This is a genomic window from Geodermatophilus sp. SYSU D00766 (genome assembly GCF_054049915.1).
This window is the reverse complement of the sequence record NZ_JBJGYI010000027.1, coordinates 23398-39352: the sequence shown is the minus strand read 5'-3', so window position 1 is coordinate 39352 and position 15955 is coordinate 23398. Positions and strand designations below refer to the sequence as shown.

The window sequence follows — 15955 nt, the reverse complement described above, 5'->3', positions numbered from 1 at the left end:
GGTCAGGGCAGCGCGCCGACCTCGCGGAGGACCGCGAGGACCTCCGGCAGGTCGGAGAACGCCTCGCGGACGTCCTCGGGCTCGGCGACGGTGTGGGCGTTCTCGGCGACGTAGCGGGCCAGCGCGGCGTCGAAGACGTCGTGCCCCGCGCGGTCGCGGGCCTCCACCAGCGCGGCGCCGCCGCGGGTGTAGACGGTGTCGTAGTACGCGCTGCTGGGGCGGTCGAACTCCGCGGCCCAGTAGGCCATCGACCCACCCACCGGCGGGTCGCCCCCCGCCGAGCCGTGCACGTAGGGCTCGTCGTCGTCGGCCACCACCTGGGCGAACGTCGCGAACGACTCGTCCAGCCACGGGTGCTCGCCCTGGTCGTTGCCCACCAGCCCGTAGAACCACATGTGCGCGAGCTCGTGCGTCACCAGCCCGCGCCGCTCGGCCGGGACGACGTCGCCGAACTGGATCGCCCCGGGGAACTCGATGCCGCTCGACTGGCTGGAGAGCACCACCACCTCCAGGTCGTCGTAGGGGAACGGGCCCAGCAGCTCGACGAGGTCGCCGGTGGACGCCTCGATCTGGTCGAGCCACTCCTCCCCGGTGCCCTCCTCCACCTCCCGGTCCAGGCCCACGCGCACGCGGACGCCGTCGATCGTCCGCTCGGTGACGTCGAGGTCCCCGACCGCGACGGCGACGTCGCGCACCGCCGGGGCGGTGAAGCGGTGCACGGTCGTCCCGTCGGGCCCGTCCTCCGTCCCCTCCGCCTGCCCGGTGCCGAGGACCTCGAGGCCCGACGGCGCGGCGACCTCCAGCGACCGCAGCCGGAAGTCCTCGCTCACGGCGGTCTCCCCGGCGACCGGGACGGCGGGCCCGCGTTCCCAGCCGCGCCCGCGCTCCCACGCCAGCAGGGGGAACGCCGTCGCGAACCAGGCGACCTCCGCGTCGGAGGAGGTCCCGACCCGCTCGTCGACCTCCTCGCCCAGCTCGACGTCGAAGCGCAGCTCGGCGGTGACCGTCTCCCCCGCCGCCACGCAGTCCTCGAGCGGGACCTCGACCAGGGTGCCGGGCGCGTCCTCCGGCGCACCGGCGGCGACGTCGCGGACGTCGACGTCGCGGCCGTCGACCCACACGCCGGACACCGTCAGCGAGCTGCCCGCCTCCGCGGTGGCGGGCTTGTTCGGCCACGCCCGGAAGACCAGCTCGCAGGTGTCCAGGTCGGGCGTGAACTCGACGACCTCGCGCCCGGCGACCGAGGCGAGGTCCTCGGCGACGTCGAAGCGCAGGTCGACCACCGGGCGGTCGGGCCGGGGCTCGGCGAGCGCGGGCCCCGGGGCGCCGGGCTCCTCCTCCTGCGTGTCCGGGGCCGCCGCGGTGCACCCGCTCGCCAGCACCACCGACCACGCCAGGACGACCGTGGACCACCGACGACCTCCGCGCATCCCCGTCCTCGCGAGCTGGCCACCGGGTGGCTCCGACCGGATCTCTCCCCGATCATCCCCGAAGCGCGCGACACGCGGGACGGTCGACGAACGCAGCACCGGTCGTCGGCAGGCTCACCGCGGCCCGTGGGGCGGGTGGTCCGGACGGGGCGGGTGTGACCCAACCCGCTCTGGTCGGCACGGAGTTGATCTGTCAGCCTCGTAGCGTCACAGTGCAATCACGGTCCGTCGTCACTGGCGGACGTCCGGAGGCTTCCCCACCCGTGCGCAGTTCCCTCTCCGCAGCCGGCCGTCGGGCCGGCGTGCTCGCGGCCGCGGCTCTCGTCTGCCTGACCACCGCCGCCTGCGACCCCGCCGGCCTGCAGCTCGGCGCCGCCGCCCCGTCGGGTGCCGCCGACGCGAGCAGCCAGGCGGGGACCGCGTCGCCGGCTCCGCTCGCCGACGCCGCCCCGAGCAGCACCGTCCCGGCGCCCGCGCCGACTCCGCCGGCGGAGGTCCCGGCCGAGGCGACGGTCCCGGCCCCGGTCGAGACCCCGGCCACCGAGCCCACCGAGCCCACCGAGGTCGTGGAGCCGCCGGCCGGGGACGCGCCGGCGCCGGACACGGCGGACGAGGAGACGGGCGAGGACCGGGGCGAGGAGGTGGCCGAGGACCAGCGGACCGCCGCGGCCGCCGGCACCGGCCGCAGCGGCACCGCCCCGACGGCGTCCCGCTCGTCGGGCGCCCCGGCGGGCGCCGCCTCGGCAGCAACCGCGGCCGGCGGCTCCACCGGCGGCTCGGGCGGGTCGTACACCGACCAGCCACGCCAGTCGTTCCGGGCCGGCAACGGGCAGACGGGCAACTTCCTCCTCTACGCCGCGGGGATCGACCCGACGCGCCCGGTGGGCCTGGTCGTCTACGTCGACGGGACCGGCGAGTACGGCGTCGACAACCCGGACTCCTCCTACGCGCTCGGCGGCCCGTCGGGGCTGGTCGCGACCAGCCGCGCCCGCAACACGGTCACGCTGGCCGTCGAGAGCCCGAACCAGTCCTGCGAGTGCTGGCACACCGGCGACACCGCCGCCTACGCCGACTTCCTGGCCGCGCTGATCGAGCGCCAGCTGGCCGCCTACCCGGTCACCGACGTGTGGCTGGCCGGCTTCTCCTCCGGCGCGCAGGAGATCACCCGCTTCCTCGTGCCGCGGCACCCCGAGCTCCTGCGCCTCGGCGGCGGCTGGGTGGTCTTCGGCGGCGGCGGCCCGCCCGCGGACGGCGGGGCCGCGGTGACCGCCGCCCGCATGGCCGGGGTCCGCGGCCACTGGTTCACCGGCACCGCCGACACCGCCGTCCCGCTGACCGCCTCCTGGGGCGCGCAGGCCGGGGAGCGCTTCTACGCCGACCGCGGCGTCGTCACCTCGCACGAGTGGCCGGCCGGCGTCGGCCACGGGCTCGACGGCCGGCTGGGCCGCACGGTGGGGCAGCTGGTCGACGGCTCCTGACCGCCGTCCCGGGGCCGCGGGGTGCTCAGGCCGCCCGGCCCCGGGGCCGGGCGGCCTGCAGGACCCGGTCGACGAGGTCCTGGGTGAGGTCCGCGCGGACGTCGGCCGGCACGGGCAGCCCGCTGTCGGTGTACCAGTCGGGCGTGGCCTCCGGGTGCGGCCCGACGACGCCGACCGCACCGTGCCCGAAGGGGGCGACGACCGCGGCGGGCAACCCGTTGCCGTAGGTGGCGAGCACCTCCGCCGGGCCCCGGGCCGGGTCGAGGTCGAACCACGGACCGTCCTGGAAGTACACCCGCCGACGGCGCCCGGCCCAGTCGACGTCGACCAGGTCGTCGCCGTCGTGGTCCGGTCGCGCCCCGGGTGAGGAGATGAACCGGCCGGCGTCACCGGGCAGCAGGCCGAAGCCCGGGGTCTCGCCGGCGAGGTAGCCGCCCAGGCAGAAGCCGAGGTAGCCCCCGCCGGACCGGACGAACTCCCGGACCGTCCCCGCCGAGCGCCGGAGCCTGCGGTAGGCCGCCCGCAGGCCGCCGCCGCCGGGCTGGGCGTAGAGGCGCGCCCCGGCGAGGACGGCGGGCTCCAGCGCGAGCTCCTCCCGCGGCCCGACGAAGCGGACCTCCAGGTCCCACCGGCTGCGCCGCAGCGCGGCCGCCACCGCCTCCGGGCACCCCGGGGTCGAGGCCCGGCCGCGGTAGACCAGCGCCAGGTCGCGACCCGGAGGCCGGTCCCCGTCAGGCGCCGGCACCGGCCCTCTCCCCGCGCCCCGCCTGCACCCGCCGCCGGACCGCGCCGGTCGCCTGCGCCACGAGGTCCTCGAGCGGGCCGCGGACGTGGGCGCTGCTCCACGCGAAGGCGAAGGCCACCAGGACCAGCACCTGCAGCAGCAGGGAGGCCAGGTCGTCGTCGGGCATGAACGGCGAGCTGAGCATCAGCAGGTGCAGGGAGTACAGCGTCAGCGTCATGCTCCCGGCCACCGCGAGCGGCCGCAGCAGGCCGGTCGTCATCCGCCCGACGAGCAGGCAGACCCCGAGGACCGCCAGGCCCACCCCGATGGTGAACACCAGGTCCAGCGGCGTGCTCGAGTGCGGCACGACCGTCGCCAGCCACCACGCGGTGTCCGCCGGCGTGGTGCCCGCGGGACCCCACACGAGCAGGTCGGAGTACTGCTCCCCGGTCAGCGACCGCAGCGCCACCTCCTCGAGGTCGGCGCGCCCGCCCAGGACGTCCAGGAGGACCCACGAGGCCATCCGGGCGGTCACCGCGAGGGCGATCCCGGTGAGCGTGATGGTGACGACGGTCCGGCGGGAGGACAGCGCCACCCGCCCCACGGCGAGCCCGACGCACAGGTAGGCCAGCCACGGCAGCGCGGGGTAGGTCCCGGTGAGCGCCAGCTCGGTGAGCACGCCCAGCGGGTCCGAGGCGAGCTGGCCGAAGGTCGTGTTGGGGGCGGTCACCAGCTCGCTGCCCGACCGCAGCAGGTGGCTGAGCACCGGCATCCCGAGGGCGATGGCGCCGGCGACCAGGACGAGGGCGCGGACCGACAGCGACAGCAGCGGGATCGCCAGCAGGAACAGCAGCGCGTAGTACGGCAGGATCACCGCGGCCAGCTCGCGGGGGACGACGGCCCCGAGGACGAGGCCCACGACGCCGATGACCAGCGCCCGGACGACGAGGGAGCTCGCGTCGGCCGCCCAGAGCCGGCCGTGCGGGCGCTCGCGGCGGCCGCTGGCGAAGGCGACGCCCACGCCGGCGAGCAGGGCGAACAGCGCCGCCGACTTGCCCGCCGCCAGCGACCACGCCAGGGAGGGGTTCTCCCCGTCGGCGGCGACCGGGTCCATCACGTGGACGGCGATCATGCCCAGCAGGGCGACCCCGCGCGCCGCGTCGATCCCGATCAGCCGCGTCCCGGCCCGCCGGCCCCGCGACGTCGTCACGGGGGTGCCCGAGGCGTCCCCCGGCGGCGGCGCGGGGTCGCACGCGTGCGCCAGGGCGGACGCCGGGGCGGGTGCCGTCACCCGGTCCCGCTGCTCCTCGGCACTCGTCGTCATCGCCGGCTCGCCCCCGCCGGCAGCCGGCGTCCGCGCCGGGACGGAGCGGCGACCGGGGCGCGGTCGACCTTCTGGGCGGGGATGCCGCACCAGGTGGTCTCCCGCGGCAGCACCTCGCCCTTCATCGCCAGGGACATCGCGGCCAGCGTGGCGTCCTCCTCGACGACGGAGTCGTACAGGACGACGGCCTTGTCGCCGATGGTGGCGCGGTCGCGCAGGACCACGTGGTCCATCTTCATGACGCGGTCCTCGAACAGGTGGGTCTGCAGCGACGCGTTGGCGCCCACCGAGACGTCGTCGCCGATGGTGACCAGGTCGAACTCCGTGACGTAGGTGGTGTCGACCAGCGTCCGCCGGCCCACCCGGCAGCCGAAGAGGCGCAGCGCCGGGCCGAGCAGCGGCGTGCCGGTGAGGAAGGTGAGCAGCGCCGGCACCGCCGCGGCCTCGTAGACGCCGGTGACGAACTCCGTCCGGCGGACGAACCCGCTCCACAGCGGCCGCACCCGCGGCCGGTAGCGGCCCACGACGACCCACTTGAGCGCGGCCACCGCGACCACCACCAGGACGCTGGAGGTCAGGGCCACCAGCGGGGCGAGCAGGACGGTGGCCGCCGTGCTCCACGACAGCGCCAGCGAGGACAGGCCGTAGAGGGTGGCGAACGTCGCGACGGCGAGCAGGGAGCTCGGCAGCACGATGCGCAGGAACTCGATGGCGTACCGGGCGCGGACCTGCCGCCGCGAGGGCGCGTAGGTCTGGGCCTCGGTGAACTCCTCGAAGACCTCCCGGCGGGGCAGGTAGAACGGCGGCGAGCCGAGCCAGGACGTGCCGGGCTCGGTCCCGCCCGTGGGCGGGACGCTGCGGACGCCGACCAGCGAGCCCTCGCCGAGCCGCGAGCCCGCGGGGACGAGGGCGGCGTTGCCCACGAAGGCCCGGGAGCCGATCTCGGTGCGGCGGAAGGCCACGTGCCCGTTGGCGTAGACCGCGCTCCCGACGCTGGCCATGTCGGCCACGAAGCTGCCCTCGCCGAGGGTGAGCAGGTCCGGGTCGATGTTGGCGATGGTGGACACCTCGGCGCCGGGGCCCACGCGGGTGCCGAGCGCCCGCAGCCACAGCGGCGTGTAGAGGGTCGAGTACATCGTGTTGGTGAACAGCAGGCTCTGCTCGAGCAGCTTGTCCCCGAGCCACTTCTCGACGCCCAGCTGGGAGCGCAGGTGGTGCACGCCCTCCGGCGTCTCGGCCAGCACCAGGCGGCGGGCGCCCAGCAGCAGCCCGCAGGAGACGAGGACGAACAGCGGCCCGGACAGCGCGCTGGCGAGGAACGCCGCCCCGGTGCCGAAGGTGAGCAGCGCCCACCACACGACGGTGACCACCGGCAGCAGGACCAGGAACGGCACCAGCTCCAGCAGGGCGACGCCGCCGGCGAAGCCGGCCAGCAGGCCCCGGGACCAGGTGCGGGGGGCGTCGGCGCAGCTGGCCATGAGCTCGACGACCGGGTCGATCGCCTCGGGCGCCGGCCGCGCCGGGGACCCCGCCCAGCTCTCCCCCGCCGGGACGACGTGGCCGGAGGGCAGCAGGGACTGGTCGCCGAGGATGGCGTTCTCCCCGACCTCGGAGCCGCACTCGAGCACGCTCTCGGAGCCGACGACGGCGCCGGTGCCGATGGTGACGGGGGCGAGGGTGAGCACGCCCTCGGCGACGCGGTGGCCGTGCAGCTGGGTGCCGTAGCCGATCGTCGCCCCGGGGCCGACGCGCAGGAACGACGGCAGGGAGACGGCCGCCGAGCCGAGGTGGCACTCGTCGTCGACCCGGGCGCCGGCCAGGCGCAGGTAGGTCGCCGCCCACGGGGACCCGCTGAGCACGGTCAGCGGGGAGAGGGCCATCAGCTTCTGCACCGCCCACACCCGCAGGTGCGTGCTACCCCACAGCGGGTGGTCACCGGCGCGCAGGCCGCGGCCGAGCAGCCGGGCGCCGACGACCGGGAGGACCCAGCGCAGGAGCAGGTACGCCGACGGCAGCGCCACGGCCAGCTGGAGGACAAGGGCGAGGGAGGGCTGGCCGTCGCTGAGGCCGTACGCGACGGCGACGGGGAGGAGGAAGAGCAGCACGATCGCGTAGAGGACCGACACCTGCGCCGACCCGAAGGCCAGGACGCGGCCGCGGGACGGTGGTGCCGGGCGGGGCTCGCGCGGCTCGAGCGTCGCGGCGTCGTCCGGCCGGTGGCCCGCGCCGTCCTCCAGGAAGGCGGCCAGGCCGCGGACGGTCGGGTGCCGGTAGAAGTCCAGGATGGACAGCCCGGCGCCCAGGTCGCTCTCCCGCATGGCGGAGACGACGTTCGCGGCCACCAGGGAGTGACCGCCCAGCGCCTCGAAGAAGTCGGCGTCGGCGGAGACCGCGCCGGCGGGCAGGGAGAGCATCTCCTCCCAGAGCCCGGCGATCCACGCCTCCGCGGGGGTGGCCGGGGGCTCGTGCTGCGGGCCGCTGCGGATCAGCCGCGGCCGCGTCGGCGCCGGGAGCCGGCCGCGGTCGGCCTTGCCGCTGGGCAGCATCGGGATCGAGGTGACCACGTCGAGGTAGGACGGCACCATGTACGGCGGCAGCTGCTGCACCGCCTGCTCGTGCAGCTGGGCGACGACCTCGTCGGCGCGGGCCGTGTCGCTCCCGCGCAGGACGACGTAGCCGGCCAGGTCGCCCCCGGTGTCGGCGGAGGACAGCAGGGTGACGACGGCGGCGGTCACCGCGGGGTGCTCCAGGAGGACGCTCTCGATCTCCTGCAGGTCGACCCGGTGTCCGCGGACTTTGACCTCGCTGTCGGCCCGCCCGAGGTACTCGATCTCGCCGTCGGGGAGGAAGCGGCCGAGGTCGCCGGTGCGGTAGATGCGCTCCCCGGGGATGCCGCGGGGGTCGGGGATGAAGCGGTCGGCGGTGAGGTCGGGCCGGTTGACGTAGCCGCGGGCCACGCCCGGACCGCCGACGCAGATCTCGCCGACCTCCCCGGCGGGCACCGGCCGCCGGTCCTCGTCGAGCAGGGTGACCCGGTAGGTGGGCAGCGGGCGCCCGATCGTCACCGGCTTGCCCGGCCGCAGCTCGGCCATGGTGCAGGTGACGGTCGTCTCGGTGGGCCCGTAGGTGTTCAGGATCCGGCGCCCCGGCCCCCACCGGTCGACCAGCTCGCGCGGGCAGGCCTCCCCGCCCACGTTCACCGTGCGGATCGCCGGCAGCAGCCGGTCGAGGGTGGCCAGCACGGTGGGGACGCAGTAGATCATCGTGATCTCGTGGTCCTCGAGGAAGTCGGCCAGGCCCGACCCCACGCGGCGGCCGTCGGTGGGCCCGGCGACGAGCGTCGCGCCCACCGCCCAGGTGGGCCAGATCTCCTCGATGGAGAAGTCGAAGGCGATCGTCATGCCCTGGTAGACGCGGTCGGAGGGCTCGACCCCGTACAGGGACGGCACGATGCCGATGAAGTTGCAGATGCTCGACTGGCTGATCTCCACGCCCTTGGGGCGGCCGCTCGAGCCGGACGTGTAGATGACGTAGCAGACCGGGTCGCCGTCGGACTCGGTGCCCGGACGCGCGCTCGACTGGACGGCGAGCTCGTGGCCCACCTCGTCGAGCAGCAGGCTCTCGCAGGGCAGGGCGGCGCACGACGCGGCGAACGACGAGTGCGTCACGACCAGGCCCAGCGCGCAGTCCTCGGCGATGTACTGCAGCCGGTCGGCCGGCGCCTCGGGGTCGATGGGGACGAACGTCGCCTCGGTCTTGGTGACGGCCAGCAGCGCGACGTAGGTGTCGACGGAGCGGTGCAGCAGGATGCCCACCCGCACGCCGCACCCCACGCCCCGGCTCTTGAGCAGGTTGGCCAGGCGGTTGGCCCGCTGGTCGAGGTCGGCGTAGGAGAGGCGCTCCCCCTCGCACTCCAGCGCCGTCGCCGAGGGGCGGACGTCGCAGGTCCGCTCGAAGTACCGGCTCAGGCGGGTGACGCCGCTCGTCTGGCCCAGCTCGGCGACGAAGTTGTCGTGCAGCCGGTAGCCGGAGGCGGTGGCGCCGGCCGGCTCGTCGAGGGGGGCCGGGACCGCGAAGTTCCCCGTGAGGTGCACGTCCGCCCGGTGGGGGGAGTCCCGGAAGTCGTGCGACCATTCGTTCTGCGTTGTCATCTACTCACTCTCTGCAGCCCCCGACATGACATTCGACCGACCACTGAACATGTCGCCCGGCGGATTCCCCAAGGAAGAGAGGGAAATGGGTCACGACACGCCCGGCCTCGTCACTGAGCAGCACCGATGGGCTCCGGGACGTAACGTGGCCGGGCATTGAGTGGTGCAATCCGTAACGTTGCGGAGTCGCTCGATCACGCCGTTTCCGTGCCCTACCCTCGCCCCCGACCACGACGTCGGCACAGCGGGGGCACCGGGATGCAGCGGGGATCCGAGGGGCCCCTCGTGGTGGCGGCCCGCGCCCGCGCGGTCCTCGACGTCCTCGACGACGGCGTCCTGACGTCAGCCGAGCGACGGCGCCGGGACGCGCTGCACCACCCCGCCGACCGGGAGTCCTACACCGCGGCGCACCTGCTGGTCCGGTACTGCGCCGCCGCCGTGACCGGCCGCGCCCTCGCGACGCTCGAGCTGGTGCAGCGGTGCCCGGGGTGCGGGTCGGGCGACCACGGCCGGCCGTCGCTGGCCGGCCTGCCCGACCTGCACGTCAGCCTCGCGCACACCCGCGGCGCCGTCGCCGCCGCCGCGGACCGGCACCCGGTCGGCGTCGACGTCGAGGGCCCTCCGGTCCGCGGCGCCGGCCGCGCGGTGCCCACCCACTCGCTGACCCCGGCCGAGGGGCACCGGGTGCGCTCGGCCGCCGACCCGGCGACGGCGTTCCTGCGCGCCTGGGTGCGCAAGGAGTGTCTGGTGAAGGTGGGTGCGGCGACCCTCGACGACCTGTCGCGGACCGAGGTCGCCCCCTCCCCCGGACACGACCCGGGCGACGGGCCGGCGGTTGGCCGGTTCGGTGCCCTGCACGTCGTCGACTGGTTCGACGACGCGCTGGGGGTGGCGGTCGGGGTGGCGGGGACGGGGACCCCGCGGCTGGGCACCCTCCCCGCGGCGGGGGCGGTCGACCGGGCGCACCCGCTGCGCTCCTGAGCCGTCCCGGGCGGGGACGGTCCAGCCGTTCGTGCCGGCCGGTGTCCCCCGGACGGTCGACGCCGCCCTCCCGGCGGCCTCGCGGGAGCGGACCCGGGGCGGGGCCCACGTAGAGTCCGCTGCCCGGGCGTCGGGTGCCCGGTCCCCCCTGGAGGTCGTGTGCGCAGGCCCGTGGTCGTCGTCGGGGTGGCGGCGCTGCTGTCGCTCGTCGCCGGACCGGCGGCGGCGGAGCCCCCGCTGGAGGTGACCGACCGGGTCACCGACGAGGTCGCCGCCCTGGGTCCCGGGGCGGAGGCGGCCCGGACCGCGGTGGCCGACCTGGCCGCCGAGGCCGACCTCGGGGTGCACGCCGTCTTCGTGTCCTCGTTCGACTCCGCCGACCCCGGCACCTGGGCGGAGGACACCGCGCAGCTGTCCGGCCTCGGGGAGTCCGACCTCCTGCTCGCCGTGGCCGTCGGCCAGGAGACCTACGAGTACGGCTGGTGGGTCGACGACGACTTCCCGCTGTCCCAGGTCGACGTCGAGGCGGTCGTCGCCGACGAGGTGGAGCCGCGGCTGGAGACCCGCGACTGGTCCGGCGCCGTCGTCGCCCTGTCCGACGGACTCGGGTCCCTCGCCGCCCCCGCGGAGGAGGAGGAGGAGGAGGAGGAGGCGGGCCCGCAGTGGTCGGCGACCCGGACCCTCGCGGTGGTCGGCGGCGTCGCCGTCGTCCTGCTCGCCGCGCACCTGCTCTCCCGTCGGCGGTCCTCGACCGGCCCGTCCCGGTGACCGCGCCGGGACACCGGCGGCCCCCGGTGTCCCGCGCCACTCCTCCCAGGGGACTCACAGGCCGGATCCCGGGCAACCCCCAGGCCGTGCCCCGACGCTGTCCGGCGTGTCCATCCCCCCGGCCGTCACCGAGCCGCCGTCGGCTCGCCCACCGGTCCCTCCGGCAGCACCTCCCGCCGCCGGCCGGCCGGTCCGGGACGACGTCCGCACGGACCGGGTGGCTCGCGCCGCGCCGGCCGGAGCCGCACCCGGCATGAGCCCGGCCGGCCCGCACGACCCCGAGCGGTGCGAGGGGCGCAGCTGCTCCCGGCACTCCCCCAGCGCCCACCACATGCGGACGTGGCCCCTGGTGTGGCGGGAGGCCTACGGGTTCTCCGACCGCATCTGTCCCCACGGCGTCGGGCACCCCGACCCGGACGACGTCGTCGCCCTCCAGGCGCTCGGCGGTGCCCCGACCGCCCACGCGTGCGACGGCTGCTGCCTCGCGCCGCTGCGGGACGCCCGCTGAGGGGAGGCCGCTGACGGGCCGGGACCCGGCCGCGGTGCCGCGGCCGGGTCCCGGTGTCTCAGGCGGCCAGCGCCGGCGTCGTGGTGGCCGGCTCCAGCGCCAGGGCGAGCACCTCCCGCACGTCGCCGACCAGGTGGACGGTCAGCAGGTCGCGGACCGCGGCCGGGACGTCGTCGAGGTCGGGCTCGTTGCGTGCGGGCAGCAGCACCTCGGTGAGGCCGACCCGGTGCGCGGCCAGCAGCTTCTGCTTGACCCCGCCGATCGGCAGCACCCGGCCGGTGAGGGAGACCTCGCCGGTCATCGCCACGTCACTGCGCACCGGCCGCCCGGACAGCACCGACGCGAGCGCGGTGACCATCGTGATCCCGGCGCTGGGCCCGTCCTTGGGCACCGCGCCCGCCGGCACGTGCACGTGCACCTCGCGCTCCCGCAGGTCCGACACCGGCAGCTCCAGCTCCGCGCCGTGCGAGCGGAGGAACGACAGCGCGATCTGCGCCGACTCCTTCATCACGTCGCCGAGCTGCCCGGTCAGGCGCAGCCCCGTCGCCCCGGTCTCGGGGTCGGCCAGCGACGCCTCGACGAAGAGCACGTCCCCGCCGGCGCCGGTGACCGCCAGGCCGGTCGCCACCCCGGGCAGCGCCGTCCGCTCGGCGGACTCCGGCGTGAACCGCGGGCGGCCGACCAGCCCGCGCAGCGTGCCGGCGTCGACGTGCACCGGTGCGCCGTCGGACCCCGACAGCCGGGCGGTCACCTTGCGCAGCAGCCGGGCGAGCTGGCGCTCGAGCTCCCGGACGCCGGCCTCGCGGGTGTACTCGGCGGCCAGCGTGCGCAGGACGTCGTCGTCGACGGCGACCTCGTCGGCGGTGAGGCCGGCGCGCTCGAGCTGCCGCGGCAGCAGGTGGTCGCGGGCGATGGTGACCTTCTCGTCCTCGGTGTAGCCGTCGAGGCGGACGACCTCCATGCGGTCGAGCACCGGCGCCGGGATCGCCTCGAGCACGTTGGCCGTGGCGAGGAAGACGACGTCGGACAGGTCGAGCTCGACCTCGAGGTAGTGGTCGCGGAAGGTGTGGTTCTGCGCGGGGTCGAGCACCTCGAGCAGGGCGGCCGCGGGGTCTCCCCGGTAGTCGCTGCCGAGCTTGTCGACCTCGTCGAGCAGCACGACCGGGTTCATCGAGCCGGCCTCGGTGATCGCCCGCACGACCCGGCCGGGCAGCGCGCCGACGTAGGTCCGGCGGTGGCCGCGGATCTCTGCCTCGTCCCGGACGCCGCCGAGGGCGACGCGGACGAACCGCCGTCCCATCGCGCGGGCCACCGACTCCCCCAGCGAGGTCTTGCCCACGCCGGGCGGGCCCACCAGCGCCAGCACCGCGCCGCTGCGCCGGCCGCCGACGACGCCCAGGCCGCGCTCCTCGCGCCGCCTGCGGACGGCGAGGTACTCGGTGATGCGCTCCTTGACCTCCTCCAGGCCGGCGTGGTCGGCGTCGAGCACCGCCCGGGCGCCGGCGACGTCGTAGGCGTCCTCGGTGCGGGTGGCCCAGGGCAGGTCGAGCACGGTGTCCAGCCAGGTCCGGATCCAGCCGGCCTCGGGGGAGGCGTCGGAGGTGCGCTCGAGCTTGTCGACCTCCCGCAGCGCCGCCGTGCGCACGTGCTCGGGCAGGTCGGCGGCCTCCACCCGCGAGCGCAGGTCGGCCGGCTCGTCGCCGTCGTCCCCGCCGCCCTGCAGCTCGCGCAGCTCCTTGCGGACGGCGGCCAGCTGCTGGCGGAGCAGGAACTCCCGCTGCTGGCGGTCCATGCCCTCCTGCACGTCCTTGCGGATGGTCTCGGCGACCTCGAGCTCGGCGAGGTGCTCGCGGGCCCAGCCGATCGCCAGCTCCAGCCGGGCGGCCACGTCCGGGGTCTCCAGCAGGGTCAGCTTCTGCTCGGCGGTCAGGTGGGACGCGTACCCGGCGGTGTCGGCCACCGCGGACGGGTCGGTCAGCCGCTGCACGCCGTCGATCAGCTGCCACGCCCCGCGGGCCTGCAGCACGGACACGACCAGCCCCTTGTACTCGCGGGCCAGCTCCCGGACGCCCTCGTCGGCGGCCTCGTCGGCGAGCACGGTGACCTCGACCCACAGCGCGCCGCCGGGCCCGGTGGCGCCGGCGCCGATGCGGGCGCGGGCCGTGCCGCGCACCAGCGCGCCCGGCTGCCCGCCGGGCAGCCGGCCGACCTGCTCGACGACGGCGACGGTGCCGACGCCGGCGTAGCGGCCGTGCAGCCGCGGCACCAGCAGCACGCGGCTGGTCCCCTCCTGGGTGCCGGCCGCCTCGACGGCGACGCGCGCCTCGGCCCCGTCCAGCTCGACGGGCACCGCCATCCCGGGGAGGACGACGGTGTCGTCCAACGGCAGCAGCGGCAGTCTCTCGGTTCCGCTCATCGTCTGCTCCTCCTCTTGCAACGGTGTAATCACCGATGCCGCGGCCAACGCGACCGGAGCGGGCGGCGTTCCGGGCGTTCGCCCACAGCGCACCGCCGGACCTGCGCCGCGGCACTGGACGCCCGGCCGCCCGTCGGACACGCTCGGTCCATGACCGCCGGCCCGCCGGGGCTCCCCCGGCCGACGGCGGCACGCACCACGGCGCCGGACCGCACCGGGCGCCGCGTCCTGGCGCTGTTCCGCCCCTACCGGCGGCGGGTCGCCGTCGTCGCGGTGGCGATCCTGGTGTCCTCGCTGCTGGGCATCGTGCTGCCGTTCCTCACCCAGGCGGTCTTCGACCGCGCGCTGTTCCCCCGCACCGCGGACGGCTCGGTCGGGCCGCCGCGGCTGGGCCTGCTCCTCGTGCTGGTGGGGGCGAGCATCGGCGTGATCCTGCTGGGCGCCGTCCTCGGGGTGGCGACGACGTGGCTGACCACCCGGCTGGGCAACGCCGTCATGCGCGACCTGCGCGACCGGCTGTTCGCCCACCTGCAGCGCATGGAGCTGGCGTTCTTCACCGGCACCCGCACCGGCGAGATCCAGAGCCGGCTGGGCAACGACGTCGCCGGGGTGCAGTCGGTGGTCACCGACACCGCGAGCTCGATCCTCGGCAACGTGGTGACCGTGGTCAGCGCGCTGGTCGCCATGCTGGTGCTGTCCTGGCGGCTGACGCTGGTCGCGGTGGTGCTGCTGCCGGTGTTCGTCGCGCTGCAGGTGCGGGTCGGCCGGGTCCGCCGCCGGGTCGCCGGGGCCACCCAGCGGTCGGTGGCCGACATGACCGCCATCACCCAGGAGACGCTGTCGGTCAGCGGCGTGCTGCTGGCCAAGGTCTTCGACCGCCAGGACGCCGAGGTGCGCCGGTACGCCGCGGAGAACGCGCGGCAGGCCGACCTGCAGGTGCAGCAGACCATGACCGGCCAGTCGTTCTTCGCCACCGTCCAGGCCTTCTTCGGGCTGACCCCGGCGCTGGTCTACCTGGTGGCCGGGCTGTCGATCGGCGGGGTCTTCCTCGCCGGCGGGGCCGCCACGCTGACCCCGGGACGATCGTGGCGTTCACGACGCTGCAGACCCGGCTGCTGTTCCCCGTGGTGGCGCTGCTGCGGGTCGGCGTCGACGTCCAGACCTCGCTGGCGCTGTTCGAGCGCGTCTTCGAGTACCTCGACCTGCGGCCGGCGATCGTCGACCGGCCCGGCGCCGTGGACCTGCGGGCGGAGGACGTCGCCGGGCACGTCGCCTTCGAGGACGTGCGCTTCCGCTACGCCACCGGGGACCGCGCCGGCAGCGACGGCACCCAGCCGTGGGTCCTCGACGGGGTCACCCTCGACGTCCCCGCCGGGTCGCTCGTCGCCTTCGTGGGGCCCAGCGGCGCGGGCAAGACGACGGCGTCCTACCTGGTGCCCCGCCTCTACGACGTCGACGCCGGCCGGGTCACCCTCGACGGCCACGACGTCCGCGACCTGACCCGGGCCACCCTCGCCCGCGCGATCGGCGTGGTGACCCAGGAGTCCTACCTCTTCCACGCCTCGGTGCGGGACAACCTGCGCTACGGCCGCCCGGACGCCACCGACGAGGAGGTCCGGGCGGCGGCCCGCGCGGCCAACATCGACGAGCGGATCGAGCGGCTGGCCGAGGGCTACGACACCACCGTCGGCGAGCGCGGCTACCGGCTCTCCGGCGGGGAGAAGCAGCGGCTGGCCATCGCGCGCGTGCTGCTGGCCGACCCCCGCGTGCTGATCCTCGACGAGGCCACCTCCGCCCTCGACACCGCCAGCGAGCGGCTGGTGCAGCAGGCCCTGGAGCAGGCCATGCGGGGGCGGACCACCATCGCGATCGCCCACCGGCTGTCGACCGTGCTGGCCGCCGACACCATCGTCGTGTTCGACCGGGGACGGGTGGTCGAGCAGGGCACGCACGCCGAGCTGCTCGCCCTCGGCGGCCTCTACGCCCGGCTCTACGCCGAGCAGTTCGGCGGCGGGGCGATCCAGGCGCGGTGCGACGACGGCGTCGTCCTCGCCGACGGCGACGTCGTGCCGCACACCCCCTCGACCCGCGACGGGTGGTCCACGACCGGCGCAGAGGTCGGGGCGGTGGACGGGGCGGTGGACGGGCGCGCGGCGCCGGCGGGGAGCCGGTGAC

Annotated in this window: 11 protein-coding genes; 6 read left to right on the top strand and 5 right to left on the bottom strand. The window is 76.1% G+C overall.

Features of this window, described 5'->3' with window-relative positions; genetic code table 11:
- Nucleotides 1–2: 2 nt before the first annotated feature.
- Nucleotides 3–1430, bottom strand: a complete 1428-nt coding sequence (locus tag ACI8AD_RS17775) for a M1 family aminopeptidase (protein WP_456871850.1) — start codon at nt 1428–1430, stop codon at nt 3–5.
- Nucleotides 1431–1693: 263 nt separating this feature from the next.
- Here ACI8AD_RS17775 and ACI8AD_RS17770 point away from each other — a divergent pair, with 263 nt between their 5' ends.
- Complete coding sequence (locus ACI8AD_RS17770) at nt 1694–2908, top strand: hypothetical protein (protein WP_456871849.1); 1215 nt, start codon at nt 1694–1696, stop codon at nt 2906–2908.
- A 25-nt stretch (nt 2909–2933) separates the two neighbouring features.
- Here the strand turns inward: ACI8AD_RS17770 and ACI8AD_RS17765 are convergent, their stop codons facing one another.
- From ACI8AD_RS17765 to ACI8AD_RS17755, 3 genes are read right to left on the bottom strand one after another with little or no spacing between them, the layout of a single operon-like run.
- On the bottom strand, nt 2934–3653 hold the full coding sequence (locus tag ACI8AD_RS17765; RefSeq protein ID WP_456871848.1) for a BPL-N domain-containing protein: 720 nt from the start codon (nt 3651–3653) through the stop codon (nt 2934–2936).
- Complete coding sequence (locus tag ACI8AD_RS17760) at nt 3640–4956, bottom strand: heparan-alpha-glucosaminide N-acetyltransferase domain-containing protein (RefSeq protein ID WP_456871847.1); 1317 nt, start codon at nt 4954–4956, stop codon at nt 3640–3642. Before ACI8AD_RS17760 ends, ACI8AD_RS17765 begins: the two co-directional genes overlap by 14 nt.
- Nucleotides 4953–9050 carry a Pls/PosA family non-ribosomal peptide synthetase gene (locus ACI8AD_RS17755; RefSeq protein WP_456871846.1) on the bottom strand — a complete coding sequence of 1366 codons (4098 nt, stop codon included), beginning with the start codon at nt 9048–9050 and terminating at the stop codon, nt 4953–4955. Before ACI8AD_RS17755 ends, ACI8AD_RS17760 begins: the two co-directional genes overlap by 4 nt.
- Before the next feature lie 342 nt (nt 9051–9392).
- Here ACI8AD_RS17755 and ACI8AD_RS17750 point away from each other — a divergent pair, with 342 nt between their 5' ends.
- The 3 genes from ACI8AD_RS17750 (at nt 9393) to ACI8AD_RS17740 (ending at nt 11364) form a co-directional block, all read left to right on the top strand.
- Nucleotides 9393–10088 carry a 4'-phosphopantetheinyl transferase family protein gene (locus ACI8AD_RS17750; RefSeq protein ID WP_456871845.1) on the top strand — a complete coding sequence of 232 codons (696 nt, stop codon included), beginning with the start codon at nt 9393–9395 and terminating at the stop codon, nt 10086–10088.
- Nucleotides 10089–10247: 159 nt separating this feature from the next.
- A complete protein-coding gene (locus ACI8AD_RS17745; RefSeq protein WP_456871844.1) occupies nt 10248–10856 on the top strand; it encodes a TPM domain-containing protein in 609 nt (202 codons plus the stop codon).
- A gap of 253 nt (nt 10857–11109) precedes the next feature.
- Entirely contained in the window at nt 11110–11364 is a 255-nt protein-coding gene (locus ACI8AD_RS17740) for a hypothetical protein (protein WP_456871843.1), read from the top strand.
- Nucleotides 11365–11422: 58 nt separating this feature from the next.
- On the opposite strand, the gene lon is transcribed toward ACI8AD_RS17740, so the two are convergent.
- Nucleotides 11423–13780: an endopeptidase La gene (lon, locus tag ACI8AD_RS17735; protein WP_456871842.1), complete on the bottom strand. Its 2358-nt coding sequence runs from the start codon at nt 13778–13780 to the stop codon at nt 11423–11425.
- 150 nt (nt 13781–13930) lie between these two features.
- Between lon and ACI8AD_RS17730 the strand changes: the two genes are divergently transcribed.
- Together ACI8AD_RS17730 and ACI8AD_RS17725 are read left to right on the top strand one after the other, a co-directional pair.
- Nucleotides 13931–15280: an ABC transporter transmembrane domain-containing protein gene (locus ACI8AD_RS17730; RefSeq protein ID WP_456871841.1), complete on the top strand. Its 1350-nt coding sequence runs from the start codon at nt 13931–13933 to the stop codon at nt 15278–15280.
- Nucleotides 15172–15954 (top strand): ABC transporter ATP-binding protein, encoded by a 783-nt coding sequence (locus ACI8AD_RS17725; RefSeq protein WP_456871840.1) that lies wholly within the window; start codon nt 15172–15174, stop codon nt 15952–15954. The genes ACI8AD_RS17730 and ACI8AD_RS17725 overlap by 109 nt, the downstream gene beginning before the upstream one ends.
- The last annotated feature ends 1 nt before the right edge of the window (nt 15955 follow it).

Bases quoted from the DNA above. Each gene is read 5' to 3' on its own strand.
- ACI8AD_RS17775 (WP_456871850.1), bottom strand. From the start codon at position 1,430: ATGCGCGGAGGTCGTCGGTGGTCCACGGTCGTCCTGGCGTGGTCGGTG.
- ACI8AD_RS17760 (WP_456871847.1), bottom strand. From the start codon at position 4,956: ATGACGACGAGTGCCGAGGAGCAGCGGGACCGGGTGACGGCACCCGCC.
- ACI8AD_RS17740 (WP_456871843.1), top strand. From the start codon at position 11,110: ATGAGCCCGGCCGGCCCGCACGACCCCGAGCGGTGCGAGGGGCGCAGC.
- lon (WP_456871842.1), bottom strand. From the start codon at position 13,780: ATGAGCGGAACCGAGAGACTGCCGCTGCTGCCGTTGGACGACACCGTC.
- ACI8AD_RS17730 (WP_456871841.1), top strand. From the start codon at position 13,931: ATGACCGCCGGCCCGCCGGGGCTCCCCCGGCCGACGGCGGCACGCACC.